The sequence below is a fragment of the Streptomyces sp. NPDC055239 genome (assembly GCF_053606205.1).
Window position 1 is genome coordinate 743,131 of sequence record NZ_JBSGRD010000002.1, and the last position, 26,388, is coordinate 769,518.

Below are 26,388 nucleotides of genomic sequence, written 5' to 3' on the forward strand. Positions count from 1 at the left end.
ACACTGCCAGCCTCCCAGGTCCCCTAGGCCTCTAGGCCCCTAGCTCTTGGGGTCCTTGGCCTTCACTTGCCGGTAGGCCAGCTCGGCGAGGCGCGACTGGCCGTCCTTGCTGGGGTGGAACCAGTCCCAGTGGCTCAACTGGTCGCCGTCGAAGCGGTAGTCGAAGACGGCGCCGCCGTCGTACCGGCAGCGCAGATCCTTCGCGCACACCTCCTTGAGCACCTCGTTGTACGCGATCACGCGGCTGTGCACCGTGGCACGCCGCTCCGTCGCCGCCGCGTCCCTGGCGTCCGGGTCCGCCAGCATCGAGGAGCAGATGCCGAGCTTCCAGATCTGCTTGCCCAACGGGTTCGTACGCCCCTGGGACCAGAGCCGCTTCAGATCCGGTACGGAGGTGACGTACACCTGGGTCTTGGGAAGCTCGCGCCGCAGTGTGCGCATCGCCTTCTCGAAGTCGGCGCGGAACTCGGCGACCGGGGTCATGGAATCCGCCGAGGGACGGCAGGCGTCGTTCGCGCCCGCCATCACCGTGATCAGCTCGGGGCGCTTGAGTGCGGCCTGCTCGACCTGCCCGGTGAGATCTTCCATGCGGGCGCCGGTCTTCGCGTAGTTCCAGCTGTTTCCCGCGGCCCGCTCCTTCCCGAGCAGGCGGGTCGCGAGGCTGCGCACATCGGGACCCGTGCCGGTCGCCCAGGACGCCTCGGGGCAGTCGGCGAGCACCGAGCAGGCGTCGAAGCCGCGGGTGATGGAGTCGCCGACGGCAGCCAGGGAGTTCGGGCTCGCGTCCCACGTAGGGGTGGGTTTGGGGGAGGGTTTGCCGGCCGATGGTCCGCCCGGCGCCGGGGAGTCGCCGCCGGATGCGTCACATGCGGTGACTGCCGTGGCGCCGAGAAGAACCGCCGTCGCCATCGCGACGGCGGCACGTGGACGGTGCCTTCGGTTCCGCATCCCCGGGTCCCCTCTGTCGCGGGCCGATCCGTTGCCACGATCAGTGTCGTAGGCCGACCGCGCCGTTTCGACGCACCTGCGAGTGAATGGTGGGTGATTCCTGGCCTTGGGACCGACGGTACGTCACACTCCTTGCGCCGACGCACGGTAGCCTCGCCACCCAGTGGCACTCCGCTCTTTCGCTTCCGCTAAATTACATCACGTCACATCTGTCCCGTTTTTGGGAGTTTCCCTGATTCGGGGCCACAACGCTCGGCACGGGCGCGAGGCCGCTGGGGAAGGCGAACCTCGACCCACACTGGAGGTCCCGGTGACGACACGTGGAGTTCTGTACGTGCACTCCGCACCGCGCGCGCTGTGTCCGCACGTCGAATGGGCAGTCGCGGGCGTACTCGGCGCGCGCGTCAACCTCGACTGGATCAGGCAGCCCGCGGCGCCCGGCAGCTGGAGATCGGAGTTCTCCTGGCGCGGCCCGGTGGGCACCGCGTCCAAACTCGCTTCAGCCCTGCGCGGCTGGCAACTGCTGCGCTTCGAAGTCACCTCCGAGCCGTGTCCCACGGCCGAGGGCGAGCGGTACAGCGCCACCCCCGAACTCGGGATCTTCCACGCGGTCACCGGTATCCACGGCGACATCCTGATCCCGGAGGACCGTCTGCGGGCCGCCCTGGCCCGCTCCAAGGGCGGCGAGAGCGACCTGGAGGCCGAGCTCGCCAAGCTGCTCGGCAAGCCCTGGGACGACGAGCTGGAGCCCTTCCGGTACGCGGGCGAGGGCGCGCCCGTGCGGTGGCTGCACCAGGTCGTCTGACGCCTCAGCTGCATGCGCGAAGGGCCCCCACCATTCGGTGGGGGCCCTTCGCTATGTACAGGCGCTATGTACAGGCGACTACGCAGATGCTCAGACGCTCCTGAACGCGAGCACCACGTTGTGGCCGCCGAAGCCGAACGAGTCGTTCAGGGCCGCGATCCTGCCCTCGGGCAGCGCGCGGGCCTCGTCGCGGATGACGTCCGCGTCGACCTCGGGGTCGAGGTTCTCGATGTTGATCGTCGGCGGGGCGATGCGGTTCTTCAGCGCGAGGACCGTGGCCACGGTCTCCACGCCGCCCGCGCCACCGAGCAGGTGACCGGTCATCGACTTCGTGCTGGCGATCGCCATGTGGTCGACGTCGTGCCCGAACGCCTTGCGCAGAGCCTTGATCTCCGCGACGTCACCCTGCGGCGTCGAGGTCGCGTGCGCGTTCACGTGCACGATCTCGGCGGGCTTGAGGTCCGTACCGTCGATGAGGTTCTGCAGCGCCGCCGCGATGCCGTTGCCGGACGGCTCGGGCTGCGTGATGTGGTGGGCGTCGGCCGAGATGCCCTGGCCGACGGCCTCCGCGTAGATCTTCGCGCCGCGGGCCTTGGCGTGCTCCTCGGACTCCAGGACGATCACGCCCGAGCCCTCACCGAGCACGAAGCCGTTGCGGTCGGCGTCGTAGGGGCGCGAGGCGCCCTGCGGGTCGTCGTTGTTCTTGGACATCGCCATCATGTTGCCGAACGCGACGATCGGCAGCGGGTGGATCGCCGCCTCCGTGCCACCCGCGACGACGACGTCGGCGCGGCCGGTGCGGATCATCTCGATCGCGTAGCCGATGGCCTCGGCGCCGGAGGCGCACGCCGAAACAGGGGTGTGCACGCCCGCGTGGGCGCCCAGCTCGATGCCGACGTTGGCCGCCGGGGAGTTGGGCATCAGCATCGGCACGGTGTGCGGGGAGACGCGGCGTACGCCCTTCTCCTTGAGCACGTCGTACTGGTCGAGCAGGGTGGTCACGCCGCCGATGCCGGAGGCGATGACCGCGCCGAGGCGGTCGGGGTCCACGGACGTGTCCTCGCCCGCCTTCGCGGTGTAACCCGCGTCGGCCCAGGCCTCCCTGGCCGCGATCAGCGCGAACTGCGCCGAACGGTCCATCTTGCGGGCCTGCGGGCGCGGAATGATCTCGCCCGGCTCGACCGCGATCTGGCCCGCGATGCGGACGGGAAGCTCGGCCGCCCAGTCCTGCTCGAGAAGACTGACCCCGGAACGGCCTGCGAGCAGGCCCTCCCAGGTCGAGGCTGCGTCGCCACCCAGCGGTGTGGTTGCGCCGATACCGGTGACGACCACGGTGCGATTGGTCGGGTTCACAGGAAAATTCTCCACGGTGTTGAGGGGATCAGCGGCGCCACCGCCGGGTGGCGACAGCAGAGCAGCCTTGATCAGGCCTGGTAATTCAGCAGAGAGACCTGATCAGGCCTGGTGCTTGAGGATGTAGCTGGTCGCGTCGCCGACCGTCTTGAGGTTCTTGACGTCGTCGTCCGGGATCTTGACGTCGAAGCGCTCTTCGGCGGCGACGACGACCTCGACCATGGACAGCGAGTCGACGTCCAGGTCGTCGGTGAAGGACTTGTCCAGCTGGACGTCCTCGACCGGGATGCCGGCGATCTCGTTCACGATCTCCGCGAGACCGGCGACGATCTCTTCCTGAGTGGCGGCCATGTTGGCGCTCCTTCTATGTATCCAGAGGGTGTGGCGGCATCCGTACGGATCGGATGATCCGGACGTGATGCCTAGGGGAGGGTAACGACCGTGGCGGCGTACACGAGACCCGCCCCGAAGCCGATGACGAGCGCGGTGTCGCCGCTCTTCGCCTCGCCGGTCGCCAGAAGCCGCTCCATCGCGAGCGGAATCGAGGCTGCCGACGTGTTGCCGGTGGTGCGCACGTCACGGGCGACCGTGACGTGTTCCGGCAGTTTCAGAGTCTTCACCATCGAGTCGATGATCCGCTCGTTGGCCTGGTGCGGAATGAAGACATCCAGTTCGTCCGCGGTGATTCCGGCCGCGTCCAGCGCCTGCTGTGCGACCTTCGCCATCTCGAACACGGCCCAGCGGAAAACCGCCTGGCCCTCCTGCGTAATGGCAGGGAACTTGTCGGGGGAGCCGTTGCGGTACGCCTCCCAGGACTCGGTCTGCTTGATCGTCTCGGACTTGTCGCCCTCCGAGCCCCAGACCGTCGGGCCGATCTGCGGCTCCTTGGAGGGGCCGACGATCACGGCGCCCGCGCCGTCACCGAACAGGAAGGCCGTCGCGCGGTCCTCCAGGTCGGTCAGGTCGCTCAGCCGCTCGACGCCGATGACGAGGACGTACTCGGCGGAACCCTCGACGATCATGCCCTTGGCGAGCGTCAGGCCGTAGCCGAAGCCCGCGCAGCCCGCGGAGATGTCGAACGCGGCGGGCTTGCCCGCGCCGATCTTGTCCGCGATCTCGGTCGCGATGGCCGGGGTCTGCTTGAAGTGCGAGACGGTCGAGACGACGACCGCACCGATCTGCTCCGGGGTGATGCCCGCGTCGGCGATCGCCTTGCCGGAGGCCTCGACGGACATCGCTGCCACGGTCTCCTCGTCGGAGGCCCAGTGGCGGGTCGCGATGCCGGAGCGGGAGCGGATCCACTCGTCGGACGAGTCGATCGTCTCGAGGATCACCTCGTTGGGCACTACACGGGTCGGGCGGTAGCCGCCGACACCCATGATGCGCGCGAACGGGGCGCCCTTACTGGGCTTGATCTTCGACATGCTCTCCTGGCTCCTTCTCAGGCACCCGCCGCGTCGGCGGCGGATGCGGTGTCGGCGATGAGCGCAGATGCGGCGTCGAGGTCGTCGGGTGTCTTCAGGGCCACCGTCCGCACGCCGGGCATGGCGCGCTTGGCGATACCGGTCAGCGTGCCACCGGGGCACAGCTCGATCATCGCCGTGGCGCCCAGTTCCTTGAACGTCTCCATGCACAGGTCCCAGCGCACCGGGTTGGCCACCTGGCCGACCAGGCGGGACACGACGTCCGAGCCGGTCGTGACGGCCTGACCGTCACGGTTCGAGACGTACGTCAGCCGCGGGTCGGCCGGGTCGAGGGCCTTGGCGGCCTCCTCGAGCTTGGTGACCGCGGGGGCCATGTGGTGCGTGTGGAAGGCGCCGGCGACCTTCAGCGGCACGACGCGGCGCACGCCCTCGGGCTTGTCCTCGACGAGCGCGGCGATCTGCTCCGCGGTGCCCGCGGCGACGATCTGTCCGGCGCCGTTCACGTTCGCCGGCGTCAGGCCGAGCTTCTCCAGGTGCGGGATGGTGACCTCGGGGTCGCCGCCGAGCAGCGCCGCCATGCCGGTCTCCGTGATCGCCGCGGCGTCGGCCATGGCCAGACCCCGGGCGCGGACGAGGCGGAGCGCGGCATCGCCGTCGAGCACACCGGCGTACGCGGCGGCGGTGATCTCGCCGACGCTGTGTCCCGCGACAGCGCCGGGCTTGTTCGCGCCGAGTGCGTCACCGAGTGCCTCGGCGGCGAGCAGACCGGCGGCAACGAGCAGGGGCTGGGCCACCGCGGTGTCGCGGATCGCGTCCGCGTCGGCCTGCGTGCCGTAGTGGGCAAGGTCGAGCCCGATGGCGTCCGACCACGCGCCGAGGCGGTCGGCCGCGCCGGGGAGATCGAGCCAGGGAGTCAGGAAGCCGGGCGTCTGGGCGCCTTGGCCGGGAGCGACGAGTACGAGCACACTCACACTCTCTCTTGTGGACGGTAGGAGCCGCCCGTGGGGACAGGGACGAAGAACGGCTGGGGGAATTGTAGGGGCCCGACAAAATCCTACGGTTGGAGATCTCCGTCGGCCAGACGCCCCAGGATCAGTGCGATCCGCAGCGTGAATGCGGAGCGCACGTCCGACGGCGACCAGCCGGTGACGTCTGTCACACGTCGCAGCCGGTAGCGCACGGTGTTCGGGTGCACGAAGAGCATCCGGGCGGCACCTTCGAGACTGCTGGCCTGTTCCAGATAGACGCTGAGCGTCTCCAGGAGAGCTGAGCCCGCTTCCTCCAGTGGTCTGTAGATCTCCTCCACCAACTGCTCTCGCGCGGCGGGATCGCTCGCGATCGCGCGCTCCGGAAGGAGATCGTCCGCGAGGACGGGACGCGGGGCGTCCTGCCACGCGGCGCAGGCCTTGAGCCCGGCGGCGGCGGCCTGCGCGGACCGGGTGGCGGCGAGCAGGTCGGGCACGATGGGCCCGGCGACGACGGGCCCGGCCGCGTAAGGGCCGATCAGGCTCTTGGCGACCTGCAGAGGATTGTCGCTGCCGCCCGCGATGACGACAAGACGGTCGCCGAGCACACCGGTCAGGACCTGCAGCTTTGCGTGGCGTGCGGCGCGGCGGATGGCTTCGACGGTCAGTTCGCTGTCGCCGTCGGGCGCGGTGCCAAGGACGACGCAGACGTGCTCGGGGGAGTTCCAGCCGAGCGCGGCGGCCCTGCTCACCGCCCCCTCGTCGGCTTCCCCGGAGAGCACGGCGTTCACGACGAGCGACTCCAGGCGGGCGTCCCAGGCACCGCGTGCCTCGGCGGCCTGCGCATAGACCTGCGCGGTGGCGAAGGCGATCTCGCGGGCGTAGACGAGGAGCGCCTCACGGAGGATGGATTCATCCCCCGGGGCCGCGACCTCGTCGATCGCGGACTCCATCACCTCGATCGTCGTACGCACCATCTCGACGGTCTGGCGCAGGGTGATCGCCCTGGTCAGCTCGCGCGGGGCGGTGCCGAAGACGTCGGTGGAGATGGCCTGGGGGGCGTCGGGATGACGGAACCACTCGGTGAAGGCGGCGATGCCGGCCTGCGCCACCAGGCCGATCCAGGAGCGGTTCTCCGGCGGCATCGCCCGGTACCAGGACAGCGTCTCGTCCATGCGCGCGATGGCCTGGGCGGCGAGGCTGCCGGATGACTGTTCGAGGCGCTTCAGTGTGGCTGAGTGCGCGTGAGCCTTCCGGTGCGCGTCCTGACGGGCGGCTTCCTCGTGGCGCGCGGCTTCCTCGTGGGCTGCCTGATGGGCGTCCGGGCGGGCTTCGTTCGCAGAGGGTTCGGGCACGGGGACAAGACTGCCTTATCGGGACGGGGGTGTGCGGTGCCGGGTCTAACGTGGGGTGTGTGATTGATGTACGGCGCTCCGGCGATCGGTACCGCGGCGGGGAGCCCGGCACCGGTATCGAGACTTTCCACGCCTTCTCCTTCGGGCCCCATTACGACCCGGACAACCTTCGCTTCGGCGCGATCCTGGCCTGCAACGAAGAGCGTCTGGCACCCGGCGCGGGCTTCGACGAACACCCGCACAGCCACACCGAGATCGTGACCTGGGTGGCGGAGGGCGAACTGACCCACCGCGACTCGACCGGGCACGCGTCGGTCGTGCGCGCCGGTGACGTCCAGCACCTGAGCGCGGCGGGCGGCGTCCGCCATGTGGAACGCAACGACGCCGAGACCCCCTTGGTCTTCGTCCAGATGTGGCTCTCTCCTCTGACGCCCGGCGGCGACCCGGCCTACGAGGTGGTCCACGGCATCGCGGACTCGACCCCGTACGCGGTCCCCGCGGCAGGCGCGCTCCTCCACGTCCGACGGCTCGGCACGAACGAACGCACCGCGATCCCGGACGCACCCTTCGCGTACGTGCACGTGGTGCGGGGTGAAGTACACGTGGGCGGCGAGGAACTGCGCCCCGGGGACGCGGCACGGATCACGGAGGCGAAGAACCTGGAGGCGGTGGCCGCGGCTGAGGGCGGGGCGGAGCTGCTGGTGTGGGAGATGGCGGGCGGCTGAGGACCCGCCCGCCGTGGCCCGGGCCCTCAGAGCTCGGCGAGCGTCACGTCAGAGCTCGGCGAGTACCGCGTCGGTGAACGGAGGCCACGCCTCGGCGGCCCACGGGCCGAACGCCCGATCCGCCAGAGCGACACACGCCGCCCCCGCATCGGGATCGACCCAGAGGAACGTCCCGGCCTGACCGAAGTGCCCGAACGTCCGCGGCGAGGACGAACTCCCCGTCCAGTGCGGCGACTTGGAGTCCCGGATCTCGAACCCGAGCCCCCAGTCGTTGGGGCTCTGGTGCCCGTACCCGGGAAGCACGCCCTTCAGCCCCGGATACGCCACGGACATCGCCTCGGCCACCGTCCGCGGATCGAGCAACCGCGGCGCCTGCACCTCGGCGGCGAACTTCACCAGGTCGTCAACGGTGGACACCCCGTCCTTGGCGGGCGACGCACCCCCGTCGAGCGAGGTGGCGTCCATCCCCAACGGCTCAAGGACGGCCTGCCGCAGATACTCCCCGAAGGGAATGTCCGTCGCCTTGGCGACATGATCCCCGAGAACCTCGAACCCCGCGTTCGAGTACAGCCGCCGCGTCCCGGCAGGCGCCGTCACCCGATGCTCGTCGAACGCGAGACCACTGGTGTGCGCAAGGAGATGCCGCACGGTCGACCCCTCGGGTCCAGCGGGTTCGTCGAGCTCGACGGCCCCCTCCTCGTACGCCACGAGGACCGCGTACGCCGCCAGCGGTTTGGTGACCGAAGCGAGCGCGAAACGGTGCCCTGTGGGTCCGTGCGCCCCGACGACCGTGCCGTCCGAGCGGACGACGGCGGCGGCAGCGGTGGGGACCGGCCAGTTCTCGATCAACGCCAGGCTCTGCATGCGTACGAGCCTATGCGCCCTACAGCTTCAACCGCATCGAGGGGTCGGGCTTGCGCACGAAGCCGAGCGAGGCGTACAACGGCTCCGCATCCGCCGACGCATTGAGATCGACACTCCCCGCGCCACGCTCCCGGAACCAGTCCAGGAGCACCTCCATGCAGGCCCGCGCATGCCCACGCCGCCGCTGATCCGGATCGGTGGCCACGCTGAACACATGGCCGATGACGCCCCGCGGATTGCCCGCCCGCCCGATGCGGTACTCAAGCGTCCCCACCACCAGCGCCGCCAGCTTCCCTGGATGATCGGGCCAGTCGATGACGAAGGCGGCGAAGTCGCCCTTCGGATCAGCCAGTTTGCCGCGCACGACGGCGAGGGACTCGACCTGCCATCCGGTGTCGGACCGATTGGCGGCAGCGGTGGCCGAACCGGTGCCGAACACCGAGTCGATCATCACCTGGCGCAGTCTGATCAATTCCTCGGCATCATCCGGCGTGGCGCGACGCACAACACTCATGATCGACACCGTAGCCACCACCCGAAGCGGTGTCCTCCGATTTCCCGAGGGTCTGTTCCCGTCAATAATTTCCTCCCCGCTTTCCTCCCGGTTCTGCTTGCCTAGAGCGCACTCCAAGGTTTTAGCGTGGGGGCATGACGGTGATGGAGACCGAGACCACCCGCACACCGCGCCCCGCGCAGGGCGTGACCGACGCGACCCCCGGTACCGCCGAGAGCACCGACGGTGTCGGCGCCGACGGCATCGCGACCAAGGAAGACACCTGCGCCTCGGCACCCACCACGCACCCCCGCCCGAACGGCAGGGACCACTACACGATCAGCGAAGTCGTCGCCTTCATCGGCCTGACCGCGCACACCCTGCGCTGGTACGAGCGCATAGGCCTGATGCCTCACATCGACCGCTCCCACACGGGTCAGCGCCGCTACCGCAACCGCGATCTGGACTGGCTCACCTTCGTCGGCAAGCTCCGCCTGACCGGCATGTCGGTCGCGGACATGGTCCGCTACGCCGAGCTGGTGCGCGAGGGCGACCACACCTTCACCGAGCGCCACGAACTCCTCGAGCAGACCCGCCGCGACGTCCGCACCCGCATCACGGAGCTCCAGGACACGCTCGCCGTACTCGACTACAAGATCAACTTTTACGCTGACGCCCGCCCGGCGTCGGAGAGGCTCTGACACTGATGACCGCAGAGACGCCCAATAGTCCCGACCCGATCGCGAAGGTACGGCTCGGGGCGAGCGGCCCCGAAGTCGGCGTCCAGGGACTCGGCTGCATGGGCATGAGCTTCGCCTACGGCCCCACCGACGCACAGGAGGCCCGAGCCACCCTGGAACGAGCCCTCGAACTGGGCGTCACCCTCTACGACACCGCCGATGCCTACGCCTCCGGTGAGAACGAGAAGTTCCTCTCTCCCTTCTTCAAGGCACACCGCGACGAGGTGGTCATCGCCACCAAGTTCGCCCTGGCCATCGACCCGAACGACTCGACCAAGCGGATCATCAACAACGACCCCGCGTACATCCGCGCCTGCGTCGACGCCAGCCTCCAGCGACTGGGCGTGGACGCCATCGACCTGTACTACATGCACCGCCGCGACCCGCGGGTGCCGATCGAGGAGACGGTCGGCGTGATGGCCGAGCTGGTCGCCGCGGGCAAGGTCAAGCACCTGGGCCTCAGCGAGGTCACAGGCCCCGAACTCCGCGCCGCCCACGCCGTCCATCCCATCGCCGCCCTCCAGTCGGAGTGGTCGCTCTTCAGCCGTGACATCGAGCAGGGCGTGGTCCCCGTCGCCGCCGACCTCGGCGTCGCCCTCGTCCCCTACTCCCCGCTCGGCCGCGGCTTCCTCACCGGCTCCTTCGTCAGCGCCGAGAAGGAACTCACCGAGGGTGACTACCGCCGGCAGCAGCCCCGCTTCACGGGCGACAACGCCGCCGCCAACGCGGCCCTCCTCGAACCCGTCCGCACCGTCGCCGCCACCCACGGCGCCAGCCTCGGCCAGGTCGCCCTCGCCTGGGTCCAACAGCAGGCCCAGGCCCACGGCCTCGCCGTCGTCCCGATCCCCGGCACCCGCAGGCGCACCCGCGTCGAGGAGAACACCGGGGCCACCCGCCTCGAACTCACCTCCTCCGAACTCGCCCTGCTGAACCCCATCGCCACCCAGGTCGCGGGCGACCGCTACGCCGACATGACCTCGACCTCGGCGGGCCGCGAGTAGCAACCAGCCGGCCGCCCTACCGGGTGGGGCCCGAGTCGCAACGGCCCCCACCCGGCGAGGCTCCTCCCGGGCAGGTCCCGGGCAGGTCCCGGGCAGGTCCCGGGCAGGTCCCGGGCGTGGCCTTGCTGTGCACGCAAGACCCGCTGTTCATGCAAGACCCAGTGCGAAGACCGCGAACCCTGCAGCCAGGAGCCCGACGAGTGCCCTCCGCGCATGCGTGGCCCGCTTCCACGGTGCCTCGAAGCCGCGCGCATAGCGGCCTATGAGCAGCAGGAGCGCTCCGAAGACCGGAAGCCAGGCGACCCGGGCCGCTATCCAGCCCCAGGTGTCCGGACCCGCCGTCAACCCGGGCACCGTGCCGCCGAGGAACGAGCCGGGCACGGCCGCCGCGAGCATCGCCGTCTGATGCCAGCACAGGATCGTCATCGCCGACAGGTTGATCACGACGACCGGCGCCCACAGGGCGGGCCTGCGCAGCAGCTTGCCGATGCGCTCGCGCAACAGGATCGCCGCGCCGCTCTGCCCGGCGGCCAGCGCCAGGACCAGCAGCGACGGGGGATGCGAATTCGTCCGGGCCTCACCCGGGACGCCGACCATCGACGCCGGATAGTGGAAGACGAGCAGCAGAGCGGCGAAGAGGGCTGTCCCTCCGACGAGCAGCAGCCACGCACCGCGCCTGTCCAGCTTCTCCTCACCCCAGCTGACGCCCAGTTGGTAGGCGAACATCCAGCCGGGCAGCAGATTCAGCAGGCTCAGCCAGGACGGCATGGCGTCCCCGAAAGGGCCGTAGCGCAGGAAGTCGACGACGGCGACCGAGCCGAGCAGCGGCGCCGCGGCCCAGGCACCGAACCGCTCGGCCGCCCTTATGCACCATGGGGTGAGCGCCGTGATGACCGCATAGATCCCGACGAACCACAGTGGCTGTATCACCAGCGTGGACGCCGTGCGCAGAGTCGTGCCCGGCACTCCCGTCACGTACAGCACCGGGATCAGAGCGGCCCAGACAGCCGTCACCCCGAGGACCGGGCGCCCCAGGCGCGCCACCCGTCCGCGAAGCCAGCGTCTCGTCGACTCTCCGCGCGCCGCCGCCCGGCGATACGACAGGACGGACGCATAGCCGCCGACCAGGAAGAAGATCCCGAGCATCTGCAGCACCCAGCTGAGCGGTGCGAAGAATCCGAACGAAGCCAGGGGGCTGGCATTGTGCAGCGCGCCGCCCGCATCGAGCGTGAATCCACCGAGCAGCCAGTGCCCGGTCGGCACGGCGAGCAGGGCGAGCGCACGCAGCCCGTCTATGGCCCGGTCACGATGTGCGGGCGTCTTGGCGTCGATCGCCGACGCGGTCTTGCGCAGCTTGTTCAGGGTGGTCACTGGGGTGAGGCTCATGGCCGCTCTCCGATGGGGCGGGTACCGGCGGCAGATGCGCTTCCGTCGGTACCGGTGGTGTTGTCCGGTGTGCCGGGGGCCGTGGTCTGCGCGGCGATGGCGGCGAAGGCCTTGAGGGAATCCGTCCCGGGGGCGAAGTAGCCGGTGTGGCCCTCGGCTCGCTCCGCGGGAACACGTCGGGCGCCGAATCCCGGGTCGGCAGGGTCCTCGCCGTGGCCGAGGCCGAACAGCTCGACGTTCGGCACGTCACCGATCCAGTCGCTGTCGTCCTTGGCCGCCCAGACACGGGCGGAGGTGTGCAGATCGGCCACGCTGTCCGCACGCATACCGGGGGAGCCGAGCACCACCAGGTCGGACGCCGTCAGCTGTGGAGCCGCAAGACCGCACACCACCGAGCCGTAGCTGTGGCAGAACACGGCGGGGCGTGGGGTACCGGACGCCGAGAGGCCTTGCACGAACCGCGCGAGCCGGGGAGCGCCTGCCTCCGCGAGGTGTCCCGTCGCGGCGTCGGGGCCGAGGCCGACCGGAGTGGTGTACCCGACCCAGGCCACCACGGCCGTGCCCTTGCCCGCCGCGGCGTGCAGGGAGCGTGCCATCCCGGCCGGTGTGCCGTACTCGTCCGTCGAGCGGTCGAAGGTGTTCAGGTCGATGTCGGAGCCCGGCACGACAACGGATACGTGCTTGGCGCTCGACAAGTCTCCGTAGACCTCCGCGACTTGGCCTCTGCCACGCGGGTCGAGAGCGAGTATCTGGCGCCCGGGCCTGAGGAGTTCTTCGTAACGCGCGACCAGGGACCGGGCTTGCTCGTGGTCCTGCGAGGTGAGACCCGGGTTGCTCTCGCGGGCCTGCTCGCGGGCGCGTTGGGCTTTCAGGGAGAGGGAGTTGGCCTCGTACCGCAGAGAGACCGGAGCGCCGTCCAGGTTGCCGACGACCGAGGGATGCCGCGTCGCAAGCCCGTGCTGCTGCTCCTCGCTCAACGAGCCGAAGAACGCGGCGACTCGGGCGGGGGCCGTGGCCGCCGGATCCGGCAGCCGGACGCCCCACGTATGGTCCGCGCGCCAAGCCTGTGTACCCGGCGGAGGGCCCGTGACCGGCTGCTGCTCATTGCCGACGGCCCAGCCGGTCGTGCCGGCCGCGATCGTCGTCGTGAGTGCCGCGGCGATCAGTGTCCGCCTGCCGCGGGTCTTCCAGCTCCCGCGGGCTTTCCAAGAACGAAGGCGCATGGCCCGTCTCCCTCCCCGTCTCGTGGCACGCTCTGGCGTGACGAGAGGAAAGTAGGGAGACGGTGCCCGGCGGCACCTCACTCTGGGGAGCCAACTCGCAGGTGATACCGGGGTATGTGGGATACGTGGAGCTCATACCCCGGTATGAGGGCGGGCGCTCTACTGCTCCCCGGGCGTGACCAGGCCCGACTCGTAGGCGAAGATCACGGCCTGCGCGCGGTCCCGCAGGTCCAGCTTGGAGAGGACCTTGCCGATATGGGTCTTCACCGTCTGCTCCGCGAGGACCAGGTGTTCGGCGATCTCCTGGTTGGACAGGCCGCGCGCGATCAGCGCCAGTACCTCGGTCTCACGCGGTGTCAGGCCGTTCAGCCGCAGCGACTGGTCATTGCGCGGCCGCTGCTTGACGAAGTCCGTGATCAGACGACGGGTCACCGACGGAGCGAGCAGCGCCTCGCCCCCGGCCACCACGCGTACCGCCGAGATCAGATCGGCGGGCGGGGCGTCCTTGAGGAGAAAGCCCGAGGCTCCGGCACGCAGCGCCTCGTACACATAGTCGTCCACGTCGAAGGTGGTGAGCATGAGCACCTTCGGCACGTGCACCACGCCGGGCGGCGGGTCCAACAGGGCGCGGGCCGCGGCGAGTCCGTCCATCTCCGGCATCCGGACGTCCATCAGAACGACATCGGGGTGGTTCTTGCGGCTGACGTCCACACCCTCCTTGCCGTTCGGCGCCTCACCCACGACGTCGATGTCGCTCTGGGCCGCAAGGAGTGCGGCGAACCCGGCCCGCACCATGTTCTGGTCATCGACGATGATCACGCGGATGGTCATGCGGTGCCGGAGTCCTTCGTGAGGAGGGGGAGTTGGGCCGCCACACGGAAGCCGCCGTCGGGCAGCGGCCCGGCGTCGACCGTGCCGCCGACCAACCGTACGCGTTCGCGCATGCCGACGAGTCCGTGACCTGTGCCGCTGTGCTCCAACGAGTCGGGTGTTTCGGTGGGCGGGCCGTTGACGACGAGGATCAGCAGATGTTCCTCGTCCAGGGTCACGGTGATGGTGGTGCGCGCTCCCGGCGCGTGCCGCATGACGTTCGACAGGGCTTCCTGGACAATGCGGTACGCGGACAGGTCGACGGCCGGTGTGACGTCGGCCAGGTGTGTGAGCACCGACAGTTCAGGACGTGACAGATCGATGGGCAGGCCGGCGCGCACCGTCGCCTCCACCAGGTGCGGCAGCCTGCTGAGCCCGGGCTGCGGGGCACGCTCACCCGGTGCGTCCTCGCTGCGCAGCACCGCGAGCAGCCGTCGCATCTCGGTGAGGGATTCACGGGCGCTGGCCGCGATGCTGCCGAACTCCTCACGTGCGGCGTCCGGAAGGCCGTCGAGGCGGTAGGGCGCGGAGTCGGCCTGCACCGTGATCACCGACATGTGGTGGGCGACGACGTCGTGCAACTCCCGGGCGATGCGGGCCCGTTCCTCGAGGAGGGTGCGCTGGGAGCGCTCGGCCTCGCTGATGGTCTCCTGCTCGACGAGTCTGCGCTGTGCGTCACCACGCTCGCGCAGCAGCGCGCCGAGCAGCAGCGCGACACCGCTCAGCACGATCAGCAGCACGCCGGTGTCCTGGCTGCCTCCGTCGCGGAAGGCGCCGAGGACGAGGCTTACGACGACGGTGACCAGCCAGATGCCCAGAAGGGTGCGGCGGCTCTCGCGCAGGGACAGCAGCAGGCACACGACCACGTAACTCACGATGATCATGGCGGTCCAAGGGGCGGGACGGTCGTCGCCCGCGGACAGCGTCACGATCGCCCCGAGAACATCCGCGACGATCATGATGCACCAGGCCGCCAACGGGCGGCTGACCGCAAGGAGCAGCGGTGCGGCCTGCGCGACACCCAGGGCGCCCGCCAGACCGCCGCTCACCCCGTAGTCGTTCGTCAGTACCTGTGTGGTGACCGGGATGAGTGCCGCGACGAAGCCCAGCGCGATGATCAAGGGCGTCAGCCGCATCCAGCGCCTGGGAGCCCGGGCGAGAAGCGGCTCGGTCCGCCCGGCGGGCTTCGCGAAGAAGGCTCCTGCCCTCTCGAGCCCTTCACGGACGCCCGCGGACGCACGCCGCAGGGTGACCCCTCGTCCGTCCGGCTCGGAGGCCGGTGGGCGGGGATCCTGGTCAGGTGGTCTCGGCGCGCTGCTCATGGCCTGATCAGAGTAGGCATGAAGTCACGGCTCTCCCACCCGCTGGGGCACAGCTCCCACCCCGCCCGCCCTACTGGGGGACGGCTCTCGCACCCCGCCGGGTCACAGCTCCGCCAGGAGCTCGGCCTTCTTCGTGGTGAATTCCTCGTCCGTGAGCAGACCGGCTTGGTGCAGCTCACCGAGGTGCCGGATGCGTTCCGCGATGTCCGCGGGGTCGCGCCGCGTCACCGGGGCGGCACCGGGGACCGTACCGGGCGTCAGGGCAGCCGGGCCCGATGCCCGCACCGCGGCGAGCACCGACGCCGCGAAGGGCAGCGACTCGTGCACCGGGCCGTACCCGAGACCGAAGACGACCGCCGCCGGATCCTGATCCGCCTGTGCGGGCTGGGCGACCGGGGTCTCACGGCGCAGCAGCCGCAGATGGCCCTCGAAGACCTCCGGGGAGCGCCACTCGACGCCGCTCAGGTCCGTGACCAGGAAACTCTGGTCGCCGGCTTTCCACTTCGCGGACGAAGCCCCCGTCCAGAACCATCGGAAGGCCACCGACTTGCCGTCGAAGGACGCCTTCCCGTCGTACGCCTTGAACTGCAGCGGAGTCTCCGGCGGGGCCACCAGGTAGCGGTCCGGAGGCACGCCGTCGTCCTGGGTGAGCTGGGCCCGCAGCTCGTCCGCGTAATACTCGGCGAGCGTCTCCCGCTCGGCGGGCAGCACGAGCCGATACGGGTCGCAGCCGTCCTTGAGCTGGCCCCCGGCCACCTCCATCAGCGGATCCGCGCCCGGTCTCGGCACGGCGTGCAGGACGACCGTCCCGCGCTTGCCGGGAGTAAGTGTCACCGCTGCGATCGCCTCGTGAGGGATGCGGCGTTCACCGAGCGCCTGAAGGAGCTTCGGCGTGCGGATCCCCCGTTCGAAGCGGATGAGCACGGAGTCGGACTCGAACTCCCAGGCGGCGTGAAATCCGGCCAGTACATCACCCATGCGGCTCATCGTAGGCGGCACGCTCGCCTCCGTCCCTCCTGCGGCGTGCCGCTGTTTCGTCGATTTCTACGCGCGTCAGGCCACTGTCGTGCCGGAAAATTCCTTCCGACAGGCGTCATTCCCACTCGCGCACCGCACCGAACGGTATGTACCGGTGCCGATGTCGGCGAAGTTGCTGAGGCTCTCCGTACCCGGCTCGAAATAGCCGGTGTGGCCGATCGCGCCCCGTGCGGAGAGCACGCGCGCGCCGAAGTCCCGAGAGATGGGATCGGCACCGTGGCCGAGCCCGCCGACCTCCATGTTTGGCACATCCTGGATCCAGTCGTCGCCGTCCCTGGTGGCCCAGATCCGGGCACCTGTGCCCAGCTGTGCCGCCGTGTCCGCCCGCATGCCGGGGCTGCCCGCGACCGCGATGTCGGAAACGCGGGAGGGCAACTGTCGCGCGGCCACCCCGCACACCACCGAGCCGTAGCTGTGGCAGTACAGCGCGACGGGTGAGTGCCCCGGCAGGCCGCGCACCAAAGAGTTGAGCCGGATCGCGCCTTCGTCCGCGCGCATGGACGTGGCTGCGTCCACACCGAGGCCGATGGGCGCGGTGTAGTCGGCCCAGGCGATCACGGCGGTACGCGCGCGTGGGCTCGCGGAATGCTCCGCGCGGTACAGCGACGTGGCCATGCCGACGGGCGCCGAGTACTTGCGGTTCGTCCGCTCGAAGGTCAGCAGGTTCGTGTCCACCCCGGGCACCACGACCGACACCCGGGAGGCCCGGTCGAGGTCTCCGAAGACCTCGGCTATACGCCCCGACCCCATGGGATCGAAGGACAGGACCTGTCGACCCGGGTGCATCATCACGCCGAAGCGCTTCATCCTGCGTTCCGCCTCTTGTTGCCCGAGAGGGGAGAGCCGGTTGTCGTGCATACGTCGTCGCTCGGTCTTGCGCGCTTCGTCCAGGGCGTTGTGGTTCGCCCGATATCGCAGCTCTACGGGGGCACCGTTCATGTTGCCGACCGCTAGGGGGTAGCGGGTGGCGAGAAGGGTGCGCTGCTTGGCGTCGAGCGAGGCGAAGAAGTGGGCGAGCCGACCGGCCGGGGCACTGGGGTCGGGCAGGGCCCGTCCGTTGATGCGCCCGTTTTCCCAGGCGGAGATGGAGGCCGCGAGCGGCGATGCAGCGTCCTTGTGGTGGCGTACCGCGGTCCAGCCCGTGGTCGCGAGCATGACGAACACGACGGCGAGGGCGAGCAGTGCGCGCCAGGCGCTTAGTTGAGGGGAGGAGTCGAAGGAAGTCACTACGGAACACCCTAGGAGAGTCGTGACGCCCACCGTGCACTGGGTGAGGCAGATCACGTTTCGCATGGGGTAATTGAGGCAAAGCGGGCGCACTTTGGATGCATTCGTCACGCTCCGTAGGTCATACGTACGCGTAGCGCACCCGGGTGCACTCTTACTGGTGGCGGGTCAACCAGTCACTCAATGTATTGATTTGTTCGATGCGTCGACTCGTGCCGTGACCTGACGCGGGGCTTTCGCGTCGTCACTCTCTGCGCCAGTTCTCCGCCAACGCGGGCCCCAACTGGTCGAGATAGGTCTCGGTGATCGCGCGGATCGACTCCACGCTGGAGTCCTCGCCCGCGCCCCACAGGCGTCCGGTCACGCGCATGACCCCATTGAAGGCGGCCACCACCACGCGCGGGCGCGGGTCCGTCTCCAGGTCGAGCCCCTCGCGCTCGGCGATCACGCGCGCGACCTCTTCCTCCATCTCTATGGAGCGGCGCAGGTGGGCGGCGAGCAGGGAAGGGGTGGACTCGATCATCTGGTAGGTCCGCATGTGGAGTTCGACCGGGACGACCTCCTCGATGGACCGGCCCATCGCGTCCCAGGCGCCCATGACGGCCCCGCGCAGAGCCACGAACGGCGCTTCACCGGCGGGGCGTTCGCGCAGCGCCTCCACGAACCGCTGCTCCACCATCTCCTGTACGGCGAAGGCGGTCTCCTGCTTGTTGGTGAAGTACCGGAAGAACGTGCGCTGAGAGACGTCGACGGCTTCGGCGATCTCGTCGACCGTCGTCTCCTCGAACCCTTTGGTCGTGAAGAGCTCGAGCGCCGCGCGCAGGAGCTGATCACGGGTGCGCTGCTTCTTCCGCTCGCGCAGCCCGGGCCGCGAGGGCTCGCCGGAGATGCACCCGAAGTCCTCGGCCTGCGGTTTCGCGGGGTCCGCCGCTCGCTGTCCGGTCGTCACGTCATGACCCTCTTTCCGCCGCTTTGACCAGCTCACCCTACCTGTGAGCTACGTGACAGCTACCGACTTGTGAAACCGTTTGTCAACTGTCAGCGACTGACACTAGCCTCGAACGTATGACTAGTCAGATCACCGTCGACAAGGCGGAAAAGGAGCCGGATCCGGCGCCCGCTCCGGCCCCGGCCAAGGGGCTCCGCGGCCACCCCTGGCTGACGCTCTTCTCCGTCGCGATCGGCGTGATGATGGTCGCCCTGGACGGCACCATCGTGGCGATCGCCAACCCGGCCATCGCGAAAGACCTCGGCACCACGATGGCCGGAGTCCAGTGGATCACCAACGGCTACCTCCTCGCGCTCGCCGTCGCACTGATCACCGCCGGCAAGCTCGGTGACCGGTTCGGCCACCGGCAGACCTTCCTGATAGGCGTGGCGGGCTTCGCCGTGGCCTCCGGCGCGATCGGGTTCTCCGGCAGCGTCGGCCTGGTCGTCGCCTTCCGCGTGCTCCAGGGCCTCTTCGGGGCCCTGCTGATGCCTGCCGCGCTCGGTCTGCTGCGCGCCACCTTCCCCGCCGAGAAGCTGAACATGGCGATCGGCATCTGGGGCATGGTCATCGGCGCGTCGACCGCGGGCGGCCCCATCGTCGGCGGCCTGCTCGTCGAGCACGTCAGCTGGCAGTCGGTGTTCTTCATCAACGTGCCCGTCGGCGTCATCGCCCTCGTCCTCGGCCTGGTGATCCTCAAGGACCACCGCGCGGAGAACGCGCCGAAGTCCTTCGACATCCCCGGCATCGTCTTCCTGTCGGGCGGCATGTTCGCGCTGATCCTCGCCCTCATCAAGGGCTCGGAGTGGGGCTGGGGCGGGACCAGGACGCTGCTCTTCCTCGCGGGCGCCGTGGTTCTCTTCGCGCTCTTCGCCTTCTGGGAGACGAAGGTCAAGGAACCGCTCATCCCGCTGGGCATGTTCAAGTCCGTGCCGCTGTCCGCCGGTGTGGTCCTGATGGTCCTCATGGCCTTCGCCTTCATGGGCGGGCTGTTCTTCGTCACGTTCTATCTGCAGAACGTCCACGGCATGAGTCCGGTCGACAGCGGCCTGCACCTCCTGCCGCTGACGGCCATGATGATCGTGTCGTCGCCGATCGCCGGTGCGCTCATCACCAAGTTCGGCCCGCGCGTCCCGCTGGTCGGCGGCATGGTCGCCACCGCCGTCGCGATGTTCGGCATGTCCACGATGACCACGGACACCGCGACGCTGCCGATGTCGCTCTGGCTCGGCATGCTCGGCCTCGGCCTCGCGCCCGTGATGGTGGGCGCCACCGAGGTCATCGTCGGCAACGCCCCGTTGGAGCTGTCCGGCGTGGCAGGCGGTCTCCAGCAGGCGGGCATGCAGGTCGGCGGCGCTCTCGGCACGGCGGTGCTCGGTGCGCTGATGGCCGCCCGGGTCGACAGCGACCTCCCCGCGAACTGGGCGGACGCCAAGCTGCCGCCCATGACGCCGGACCAGCAGGACCAGGCGTCCTCCGTCATCGAGATGGGCGGGGCCCCGGTTCCGCCGAAGGCGCCGGAGCCGATCGCCGAGGCGATCACCAAGGTCGCGCACGACACCTTCGTGTCCGGGATGGGCCTGGCCTTCACCGTCGCCGGTGGTGTCGCGGTCGTCGCGGCCCTGGTCGCCATGTTGACCAAGCGAGGCGCCAACGCCGAAGCAGGCGCCGGAGTCGGACACATTTAGTCCGGCACATCTCGGTCCGGCACATCTCGGTCCGGCACATCTCGGTCCGGCACATCTCGGTCCGACACATCTCGGTCCGACACATCTCGGTCCGACACGTCTGGCCGAAGGTATCTGTCGGGGCAAGCATCTGCCCGGCGATCACGCATCAGGGAAAGCCCCTCAGGGTTCAACTGGGGGGCTTTCGCCTATCTGGGTGACGCACATCCGTACCCCTTCCGACGGAGCAAGCGAGTGGGTCACAGTTCTGGCAAGTGATCGACACGACACGGGAGTTGAAGCAGATGCGCACGACCACGACCACGATCATGACCACGACCTTCGCCGCGGCCGCACTCGCCACAGTGACCCTTACGCCCGTACAGGCCGGAGCCGCGACACCGTCCACCCGGGCCGACTTCGCGACACCGGCCAGGCACGCGGGGGCCGCCGCACCACCCCGGCTCGCCAGGTGCGGGCCGGGGGAGCTCTGTCTATGGGAGAAGACGGAGTTCAAAGGCGCGCGACGGACGTATGAGCTGTCCGGGATCGACATCGAGAGCTGTGTAGCGCTGCCGGAGGGGGGCAGCGCTCAAGCACTCGCCAACCGCACGGGCCGGCCGGTCACCACGTATCAATCCGCGGAATGCGCGGAGACCGGCGAGTTCGACACCTATCCAGGGGGTGGCACCTGGCTCCCCGAATCGCCCTACCGCGTAAGGGCGTTCAAGGTCTGGGAGAACTGACTCCATGTTCCGGGAGGACTGACTCCCCGCGCGCGTCAGCTGACTCCCCGCACGGGTCGCGGGAAACGCCGGAGGGCGGCGGGAACCATCGCCCCACCGCCCTCCGAACGACCTACTGACCTACCGACCTACGCGGCCACGGCCTAGGCGTCGCCGCCCGCAGCGCCCGGGTCAGCCGCCATGACGTCGAGCAGCTGATAGCGGTCGATGGCCTGCTTCAGCACGGAGCGGTCGACCTTGCCCTCGCGGGCCAGCTCGGTCAGCACGCCGACCACGATCGACTGCGCGTCGATGTGGAAGAAGCGGCGCGCCGCACCGCGGGTGTCCGCGAAGCCGAAGCCGTCGGCGCCCAGGGACTGGTACGTGCCGGGGACCCAGCGCGAGATCTGGTCCGGGACGCTCCGCATCCAGTCGGAGACGGCCACGAACGGGCCCTCGGCGCCGGACAGCTTGCGCGTCACGTACGGGGTGCGCTGCTCCTCCTCGGGGTGCAGGAGGTTGTGGCGCTCCACGTCGACCGCCTCGCGGCGCAGTTCGTTCCAGGAGGTCGCCGACCAGACGTCCGCCTTGACGTTCCACTCCGAAGCGAGGATCTGCTGTGCCTCGACCGCCCATGGGACCGCGACACCGGAGGCGAGGATCTGCGCCGGGATGGCGCCCTGCTCGCTCTCCTTGAAGCGGTAGATGCCCTTGAGGATGCCGTCGACATCCACATCGGCGGGCTCGGCCGGGTGCTGGATCGGCTCGTTGTAGACGGTGAGGTAGTAGAAGACGTCCTCGCTGTCGGGGCCGTACATCCGGCGCAGGCCGTCCTTGACGATGTGCGCGATCTCGAAGCCGAAGGCGGGGTCGTAGGCGACGCAGCCCGGGTTGGTCGAGGCGAGCAGCTGCGAGTGGCCGTCCGCGTGCTGGAGGCCCTCACCCGTCAGCGTGGTGCGGCCGGCGGTGGCGCCGAGCACGAAGCCGCGGGCCAGCTGGTCGGCCATCTGCCAGAACTGGTCGCCGGTGCGCTGGAAACCGAACATCGAGTAGAAGACGTACACGGGGATCAGCGGTTCGCCGTGGGTGGCGTAGGCCGAGCCCGCGGCGATCAGCGAGGCCGTGCAGCCGGCCTCCGAGATGCCGTCGTGCAGCATCTGGCCGGTCGGGGACTCCTTGTAGGCGAGGAGCAGGTCGCGGTCGACGGCCTCGTACTGCTGGCCGAGCGGGTTGTAGATCTTCGCGCTCGGGAAGAATGCGTCCATGCCGAAGGTGCGGTACTCATCGGGGGCGATCAGCACGAAGCGCTTGCCGATCTCCTTGTCCCGCATGAGGTCCTTCAGGATGCGGACGAACGCCATGGTGGTGGCGATCGACTGCTGACCTGAACCCTTCTTCGCGGTCGCGTACGTCTTTTCCTCGGGAAGCTGGAGGGGCTTCGAGCGGACCACGCGGGTCGGGACGTAACCGCCGAGGCCCTTGCGGCGGTCGTGCATGTACTGGATCTCTTCGGAGTCGCGGCCGGGGTGGTAGTACGGCGGGGCGCCGCCCTCCAGCTCCTTGTCCGTGATCGGGATGTGCAGGCGGTCGCGGAAGCCCTTGAGGTCGTCGGCCGTCAGCTTCTTCATCTGGTGCGTGGCGTTGCGGCCCTCGAAGTTCGGGCCGAGCGTCCATCCCTTGACCGTCTGCGCCAGGATCACGGTCGGCTGGCCCTTGTGGGCCTTGGCGGCCGCGTACGCCGCGTAGACCTTCTTGTGGTCGTGTCCGCCGCGGCCCAGGTGCAGGATCTGCTCGTCGGTCATGCCGTCGACCATGGAGCGCAGGCGGTGGTCGTCGCCGAAGAAGTGCTCACGGATGTACGAGCCGGTCTCGGTCGCGTACGTCTGGAACTGGCCGTCCGGTGTGGTGTTGAGCCGGTTGACCAGGACGCCGTCGCGGTCCTGCGCGAGCAGCGGGTCCCAGCTGCGGTCCCAGACCAGCTTGATGACGTTCCAGCCGGCGCCGCGGAACTGCGACTCGAGTTCCTGGATGATCTTGCCGTTGCCGCGCACCGGGCCGTCGAGGCGCTGGAGGTTGCAGTTGACGACGAAGGTCAGGTTGTCCAGGCCCTCGCGGGCGGCGATGGAGAGCTGGCCGAGCGACTCGGGCTCGTCCATCTCGCCGTCGCCGAGGTAGGCCCAGACATGGGACTTGGAGGTGTCGGCGATGCCGCGCGCCTCCATGTAGCGGTTCATCCGCGCCTGGAAGATCGCGCCGAGCGGGCCGAGGCCCATGGAGACGGTCGGGAACTCCCAGAAGTCCGGCATCAGACGCGGGTGCGGGTAGGACGAGAGCCCGTTCGGGGCCTTCGACTTCTCCTGGCGGAACGCGTCGAGCTGCTGCTCGGAGAGCCGGTCGAGCAGGAAGGCGCGGGCGTAGATACCGGGGGACGCGTGCCCCTGGAAGAAGATCTGGTCGCCGCCGTCGCCCTCGTCCTTGCCGCGGAAGAAGTGGTTGAAGCCCACGTCGTAGAGCGAGGCGGAGGAGGCGAAGGTGGCGATGTGGCCGCCGACCCCGATGCCGGGGCGCTGGGCGCGCGACACCATCACGGCGGCGTTCCAGCGGGTCGCGTTCAGGACCTTGCGCTCGATCTCCTCGTTGCCGGGGAAGAAAGGCTCGTCCTTGGTGGCGATCGTGTTGATGTAGTCCGTGCTGCGCATCTCGGGCACTGCCACGCGCTTCTCGCGCGCGCGTTCGATAAGTCGGAGCATCAGATAGCGGGCGCGCTCACGGCCGCGTTCGTCCACCGCGGCATCAAGGGAGTCGAGCCACTCCTGGGTCTCTTCGGGATCGAAGTCCGGGACCTGACTCGGCAGGCCGCCAATGATGATCGGGTTGCGATCGGATCCGGAAGCCACGCTGTTCCTTCGCTGTTGGGGCTTTCGCCTGGGTTCTGCCTGGCTGTGAGACGTTCCCCATCGTGTACCGCGTAGTCGGAATCGTCATCTCTACCGAGAGGTAACCGAGGCGTCCGTCCGGCGGCGCTGGGGTAGGCTCGACCAAATCGCAACGATACGCCCATCCCGCCTAGCCGGTTCGTAAGGCCGTTCGGACCCCAGTTCCGACCGGCGTCGTACGAGCGAAGTGCGAGCGGAGAAGCATCTGGCAGATGGGCCTTGAGGTGCGGCGACACGGCCGGGAACGTCACCGTTTCGGCGGTCTTGACGGCCGGGTACTTGCGCGATCCGGTCCGCCCGTGTGGACTACCGCCAATGTCCCGCGCACGCGCGTGGATGAAGGCATTCCCGAAAACATGATCAGGAGGCAAGCCGTGAGCGCGACCGCGGACCACGCGGAGGAGCGGACCAACCCTGCCGCGAGGCTGGGATTCCAGCCCGAGCAGGTGGTCCAGGAGATCGGCTACGACGACGATGTCGATCAGGAGCTCCGCGAGGCCATTGAAGGGGTGATCGGCAGCGAGCTCGTCGATGAGGACTACGACGACACTGCTGACGCCGTGGTGCTGTGGTTCCGCGAGGACGACGGCGACCTGACGGATGCGCTGGTGGACGCCACCCAGCTGATCGAAGAGGGCGGCGACCTCTGGCTGATGACGCCCAAGACCGGCCGTGACGGGTACGTCGAGCCGAGCGACATCAACGAGGCAGCCCAGACCGCAGGCCTTGCGCAGACCCGGACCATCAACGCCGGCAAGGACTGGACGGGCAGCCGTCTGGTCACGCCGAAGGCGGCAGCCAAGAAGCGGTGAAGCTGCCGCTCAGGCAGCAGGAAGTCGACTGAGCCAAGCGCCGTGAGCCCCCACCGACACATGCCGGTGGGGGCTCACGCATGCGCGTGGGCCGGTGGACCGGGTGAAGTGCCTGCCATGGAAAGCGCCCGCCATGGGGAGTGATCGGACGAAACGCCCGTTGCGTAGGGTGGTCATCACCCGAACAGCTCCATCGAAGGGATGCTTGGCTCATGGCGCTCGCTGGACTCGAGACCGGTACTTTGGCCCCGGACTTCGAGCTGAAGGACAACCACGGCAGGACCGTGAAGCTGTCGGACTTCCGCGGCGAGAAGAACGTGGTGCTGCTCTTCTACCCGTTTGCTTTCACCGGTGTGTGCACGGGCGAGCTCTGCGCGCTGCGCGACGAACTGCCGAAGTTCGTCAACGACGAGACCCAGCTGCTCGCGGTCTCGAACGACTCCATCCACACCCTGCGCGTCTTCGCCGAACAGGAGGGTCTTGAGTACCCCCTGCTCGCCGATTTCTGGCCGCACGGTGAGGCGTCGCGCGCCTATGGGGTCTTCGATGAGGAGAAGGGCTGCGCCGTGCGCGGCACGTTCATCATCGACAAGGAGGGCGTGGTGCGCTGGACTGTCGTCAACGGCCTGCCGGACGCCCGGGACCTCAACGAGTACGTCAAGGCGCTCGACACCCTGTGATGCCTCAGGGACACCCCTGTGATTCCTCAGGGGTGACACCCTGTGATTCTTCAGGTGCAGAGCCTGTGGCGGCCGGGAACCGGTCACTAGGATCCACTCGTTGATCCGATGGGAAGCACGACCGGCTAAGTGTGACCTGCAAAGCATGACTGGGGCTCCCCGCCCCTGGACATCAATTTGGGAGGAATTGTGGGAGTCAGCCTCAGCAAGGGCGGCAACGTATCGCTGAGCAAGGAGGCCCCCGGCCTGACCGCGGTTCTGGTCGGCCTGGGCTGGGACGTCCGTACCACCACCGGTACGGACTTCGACCTCGATGCCAGCGCCATCCTGACCAATGCCGAGGGCAAGGTCAGCAGCGACGGCAACTTCGTGTTCTTCAACAACCTGAAGAGCCCGGACGGATCCGTCGAGCACACCGGTGACAACACCACCGGTGAGGGCGAGGGCGACGACGAGGCGATCAAGGTCGACCTCGCGGCCGTTCCGGCCGACGTGGACAAGATCGTCTTCCCGGTCTCGATCTACGACGCCGAGACCCGCCAGCAGTCGTTCGGCCAGGTCCGCAATGCTTTCATCCGCGTCGTGAACCAGGCGGGCGGCGCGGAGATCGCGCGCTACGACCTCTCCGAGGACGCCTCCACGGAGACGGCGATGGTCTTCGGCGAGCTGTACCGCAACGGAGCGGAGTGGAAGTTCCGCGCCGTCGGCCAGGGGTACGCCTCGGGTCTGCGCGGCATCGCGCAGGACTTCGGCGTCAACGTCTGAGCCGAGTAACACCCTCCGCCTTGTCGTCCGGCGCCGCACACCACGAGTGCGGCGCCGGACGTGCTCAAAACTCTCG

General features: G+C 69.0%; 25 protein-coding genes. 9 read left to right on the forward strand and 16 right to left on the reverse strand.

The window, feature by feature from the left end; genetic code table 11:
* Positions 1-39: 39 nt before the first annotated feature.
* Entirely contained in the window at positions 40-948 is a 909-nt protein-coding gene (locus ACWFRJ_RS09460) for an SGNH/GDSL hydrolase family protein (protein ID WP_453526323.1), read from the reverse strand.
* Positions 949-1,258: 310 nt separating this feature from the next.
* On the opposite strand from ACWFRJ_RS09460, the gene ACWFRJ_RS09465 reads away from it, so the two are divergent.
* Positions 1,259-1,753: a DUF3145 domain-containing protein gene (locus tag ACWFRJ_RS09465; protein ID WP_361189458.1), complete on the forward strand. Its 495-nt coding sequence runs from the start codon at positions 1,259-1,261 to the stop codon at positions 1,751-1,753.
* A gap of 90 nt (positions 1,754-1,843) precedes the next feature.
* Here ACWFRJ_RS09465 and fabF read toward each other — a convergent pair whose 3' ends face one another.
* The 5 genes from fabF to fasR all read right to left on the reverse strand — a co-directional run bounded on the left by fabF (position 1,844) and on the right by fasR (position 6,724).
* The gene (gene fabF / locus ACWFRJ_RS09470) at positions 1,844-3,106 is read right to left on the reverse strand and encodes a beta-ketoacyl-ACP synthase II (protein WP_453526327.1); all 1,263 of its coding nucleotides are present in this window, start codon (positions 3,104-3,106) and stop codon (positions 1,844-1,846) included.
* 102 nt (positions 3,107-3,208) lie between these two features.
* Positions 3,209-3,457, reverse strand: a complete 249-nt coding sequence (locus ACWFRJ_RS09475; RefSeq protein ID WP_160504853.1) for an acyl carrier protein — start codon at positions 3,455-3,457, stop codon at positions 3,209-3,211.
* Positions 3,458-3,528: 71 nt separating this feature from the next.
* Positions 3,529-4,530 (reverse strand): beta-ketoacyl-ACP synthase 3, encoded by a 1,002-nt coding sequence (locus ACWFRJ_RS09480; RefSeq protein ID WP_453526330.1) that lies wholly within the window; start codon positions 4,528-4,530, stop codon positions 3,529-3,531.
* A 17-nt stretch (positions 4,531-4,547) separates the two neighbouring features.
* On the reverse strand, positions 4,548-5,495 hold the full coding sequence (locus ACWFRJ_RS09485; protein ID WP_453527161.1) for an ACP S-malonyltransferase: 948 nt from the start codon (positions 5,493-5,495) through the stop codon (positions 4,548-4,550).
* 89 nt (positions 5,496-5,584) lie between these two features.
* Complete coding sequence (gene fasR, locus ACWFRJ_RS09490; RefSeq protein WP_453527164.1) at positions 5,585-6,724, reverse strand: fatty acid biosynthesis transcriptional regulator FasR; 1,140 nt, start codon at positions 6,722-6,724, stop codon at positions 5,585-5,587.
* A 185-nt stretch (positions 6,725-6,909) separates the two neighbouring features.
* Between fasR and ACWFRJ_RS09495 the strand changes: the two genes are divergently transcribed.
* Positions 6,910-7,575 carry a pirin family protein gene (locus ACWFRJ_RS09495; RefSeq protein WP_453526333.1) on the forward strand — a complete coding sequence of 222 codons (666 nt, stop codon included), beginning with the start codon at positions 6,910-6,912 and terminating at the stop codon, positions 7,573-7,575.
* Positions 7,576-7,623: 48 nt separating this feature from the next.
* Here ACWFRJ_RS09495 and ACWFRJ_RS09500 read toward each other — a convergent pair whose 3' ends face one another.
* Together ACWFRJ_RS09500 and ACWFRJ_RS09505 are read right to left on the reverse strand one after the other, a co-directional pair.
* Complete coding sequence (locus ACWFRJ_RS09500) at positions 7,624-8,439, reverse strand: serine hydrolase domain-containing protein (protein WP_453526336.1); 816 nt, start codon at positions 8,437-8,439, stop codon at positions 7,624-7,626.
* Positions 8,440-8,458: 19 nt separating this feature from the next.
* On the reverse strand, positions 8,459-8,953 hold the full coding sequence (locus tag ACWFRJ_RS09505) for a GNAT family N-acetyltransferase (protein WP_453526339.1): 495 nt from the start codon (positions 8,951-8,953) through the stop codon (positions 8,459-8,461).
* 134 nt (positions 8,954-9,087) lie between these two features.
* On the opposite strand from ACWFRJ_RS09505, the gene ACWFRJ_RS09510 reads away from it, so the two are divergent.
* Together ACWFRJ_RS09510 and ACWFRJ_RS09515 are read left to right on the forward strand one after the other, a co-directional pair.
* Positions 9,088-9,633 carry a MerR family transcriptional regulator gene (locus ACWFRJ_RS09510; RefSeq protein WP_453526342.1) on the forward strand — a complete coding sequence of 182 codons (546 nt, stop codon included), beginning with the start codon at positions 9,088-9,090 and terminating at the stop codon, positions 9,631-9,633.
* Between the two features lie 5 nt (positions 9,634-9,638).
* Entirely contained in the window at positions 9,639-10,673 is a 1,035-nt protein-coding gene (locus tag ACWFRJ_RS09515) for an aldo/keto reductase (RefSeq protein ID WP_453526345.1), read from the forward strand.
* A gap of 147 nt (positions 10,674-10,820) precedes the next feature.
* Here the strand turns inward: ACWFRJ_RS09515 and ACWFRJ_RS09520 are convergent, their stop codons facing one another.
* The 7 genes from ACWFRJ_RS09520 to ACWFRJ_RS09550 form a co-directional block, all read right to left on the reverse strand.
* Positions 10,821-12,059 carry an acyltransferase family protein gene (locus ACWFRJ_RS09520; RefSeq protein WP_453526348.1) on the reverse strand — a complete coding sequence of 413 codons (1,239 nt, stop codon included), beginning with the start codon at positions 12,057-12,059 and terminating at the stop codon, positions 10,821-10,823.
* Positions 12,056-13,282, reverse strand: coding sequence for an alpha/beta hydrolase (locus ACWFRJ_RS09525; RefSeq protein WP_453526350.1), 1,227 nt, complete (start codon positions 13,280-13,282; stop codon positions 12,056-12,058). The genes ACWFRJ_RS09520 and ACWFRJ_RS09525 overlap by 4 nt, the downstream gene beginning before the upstream one ends.
* 159 nt (positions 13,283-13,441) lie before the next feature.
* Positions 13,442-14,113: a response regulator gene (locus ACWFRJ_RS09530; RefSeq protein ID WP_453526353.1), complete on the reverse strand. Its 672-nt coding sequence runs from the start codon at positions 14,111-14,113 to the stop codon at positions 13,442-13,444.
* Positions 14,110-15,474, reverse strand: coding sequence for a sensor histidine kinase (locus tag ACWFRJ_RS09535; protein ID WP_453526356.1), 1,365 nt, complete (start codon positions 15,472-15,474; stop codon positions 14,110-14,112). The genes ACWFRJ_RS09530 and ACWFRJ_RS09535 overlap by 4 nt, the downstream gene beginning before the upstream one ends.
* Positions 15,475-15,576: 102 nt before the next feature.
* On the reverse strand, positions 15,577-16,461 hold the full coding sequence (locus ACWFRJ_RS09540) for a DUF4429 domain-containing protein (RefSeq protein WP_453527167.1): 885 nt from the start codon (positions 16,459-16,461) through the stop codon (positions 15,577-15,579).
* Positions 16,462-16,527: 66 nt separating this feature from the next.
* A complete protein-coding gene (locus tag ACWFRJ_RS09545; RefSeq protein WP_453526359.1) occupies positions 16,528-17,739 on the reverse strand; it encodes an alpha/beta hydrolase in 1,212 nt (403 codons plus the stop codon).
* 244 nt (positions 17,740-17,983) lie between these two features.
* Positions 17,984-18,628, reverse strand: a complete 645-nt coding sequence (locus ACWFRJ_RS09550) for a TetR family transcriptional regulator (RefSeq protein WP_453527170.1) — start codon at positions 18,626-18,628, stop codon at positions 17,984-17,986.
* 176 nt (positions 18,629-18,804) lie between these two features.
* On the opposite strand from ACWFRJ_RS09550, the gene ACWFRJ_RS09555 reads away from it, so the two are divergent.
* Both ACWFRJ_RS09555 and ACWFRJ_RS09560 read left to right on the forward strand, forming a co-directional pair.
* Positions 18,805-20,415 carry an MFS transporter gene (locus ACWFRJ_RS09555; protein WP_453526362.1) on the forward strand — a complete coding sequence of 537 codons (1,611 nt, stop codon included), beginning with the start codon at positions 18,805-18,807 and terminating at the stop codon, positions 20,413-20,415.
* Positions 20,416-20,699: 284 nt separating this feature from the next.
* Positions 20,700-21,140, forward strand: coding sequence for a peptidase inhibitor family I36 protein (locus tag ACWFRJ_RS09560; protein ID WP_453527173.1), 441 nt, complete (start codon positions 20,700-20,702; stop codon positions 21,138-21,140).
* A gap of 143 nt (positions 21,141-21,283) precedes the next feature.
* Here the strand turns inward: ACWFRJ_RS09560 and aceE are convergent, their stop codons facing one another.
* Positions 21,284-24,016: a pyruvate dehydrogenase (acetyl-transferring), homodimeric type gene (gene aceE / locus ACWFRJ_RS09565; protein WP_453526365.1), complete on the reverse strand. Its 2,733-nt coding sequence runs from the start codon at positions 24,014-24,016 to the stop codon at positions 21,284-21,286.
* Between the two features lie 413 nt (positions 24,017-24,429).
* On the opposite strand from aceE, the gene ACWFRJ_RS09570 reads away from it, so the two are divergent.
* The 3 genes from ACWFRJ_RS09570 to ACWFRJ_RS09580 all read left to right on the forward strand — a co-directional run bounded on the left by ACWFRJ_RS09570 (position 24,430) and on the right by ACWFRJ_RS09580 (position 26,312).
* Complete coding sequence (locus ACWFRJ_RS09570) at positions 24,430-24,867, forward strand: DUF3052 domain-containing protein (RefSeq protein WP_383271784.1); 438 nt, start codon at positions 24,430-24,432, stop codon at positions 24,865-24,867.
* Between the two features lie 212 nt (positions 24,868-25,079).
* Entirely contained in the window at positions 25,080-25,547 is a 468-nt protein-coding gene (locus tag ACWFRJ_RS09575; RefSeq protein ID WP_453526368.1) for a peroxiredoxin, read from the forward strand.
* 189 nt (positions 25,548-25,736) lie between these two features.
* Positions 25,737-26,312 (forward strand): TerD family protein, encoded by a 576-nt coding sequence (locus ACWFRJ_RS09580; RefSeq protein ID WP_361827689.1) that lies wholly within the window; start codon positions 25,737-25,739, stop codon positions 26,310-26,312.
* Positions 26,313-26,388: the final 76 nt, after the last annotated feature.

Excerpts from the sequence above, each read along its gene's own strand:
- ACWFRJ_RS09460 (WP_453526323.1), bottom strand. The coding sequence starts at position 948 with ATGCGGAACCGAAGGCACCGTCCACGTGCCGCCGTCGCGATGGCGACG.
- ACWFRJ_RS09475 (WP_160504853.1), bottom strand. The coding sequence starts at position 3,457 with ATGGCCGCCACTCAGGAAGAGATCGTCGCCGGTCTCGCGGAGATCGTG.
- ACWFRJ_RS09480 (WP_453526330.1), bottom strand. The coding sequence starts at position 4,530 with ATGTCGAAGATCAAGCCCAGTAAGGGCGCCCCGTTCGCGCGCATCATG.
- ACWFRJ_RS09500 (WP_453526336.1), bottom strand. The coding sequence starts at position 8,439 with ATGCAGAGCCTGGCGTTGATCGAGAACTGGCCGGTCCCCACCGCTGCC.
- ACWFRJ_RS09505 (WP_453526339.1), bottom strand. The coding sequence starts at position 8,953 with ATGAGTGTTGTGCGTCGCGCCACGCCGGATGATGCCGAGGAATTGATC.
- ACWFRJ_RS09510 (WP_453526342.1), top strand. The coding sequence starts at position 9,088 with ATGACGGTGATGGAGACCGAGACCACCCGCACACCGCGCCCCGCGCAG.
- ACWFRJ_RS09515 (WP_453526345.1), top strand. The coding sequence starts at position 9,639 with ATGACCGCAGAGACGCCCAATAGTCCCGACCCGATCGCGAAGGTACGG.
- ACWFRJ_RS09520 (WP_453526348.1), bottom strand. The coding sequence starts at position 12,059 with ATGAGCCTCACCCCAGTGACCACCCTGAACAAGCTGCGCAAGACCGCG.
- ACWFRJ_RS09525 (WP_453526350.1), bottom strand. The coding sequence starts at position 13,282 with ATGCGCCTTCGTTCTTGGAAAGCCCGCGGGAGCTGGAAGACCCGCGGC.
- ACWFRJ_RS09530 (WP_453526353.1), bottom strand. The coding sequence starts at position 14,113 with ATGACCATCCGCGTGATCATCGTCGATGACCAGAACATGGTGCGGGCC.
- ACWFRJ_RS09535 (WP_453526356.1), bottom strand. The coding sequence starts at position 15,474 with ATGAGCAGCGCGCCGAGACCACCTGACCAGGATCCCCGCCCACCGGCC.
- ACWFRJ_RS09540 (WP_453527167.1), bottom strand. The coding sequence starts at position 16,461 with ATGAGCCGCATGGGTGATGTACTGGCCGGATTTCACGCCGCCTGGGAG.
- ACWFRJ_RS09555 (WP_453526362.1), top strand. The coding sequence starts at position 18,805 with ATGACTAGTCAGATCACCGTCGACAAGGCGGAAAAGGAGCCGGATCCG.
- ACWFRJ_RS09560 (WP_453527173.1), top strand. The coding sequence starts at position 20,700 with ATGCGCACGACCACGACCACGATCATGACCACGACCTTCGCCGCGGCC.
- ACWFRJ_RS09575 (WP_453526368.1), top strand. The coding sequence starts at position 25,080 with ATGGCGCTCGCTGGACTCGAGACCGGTACTTTGGCCCCGGACTTCGAG.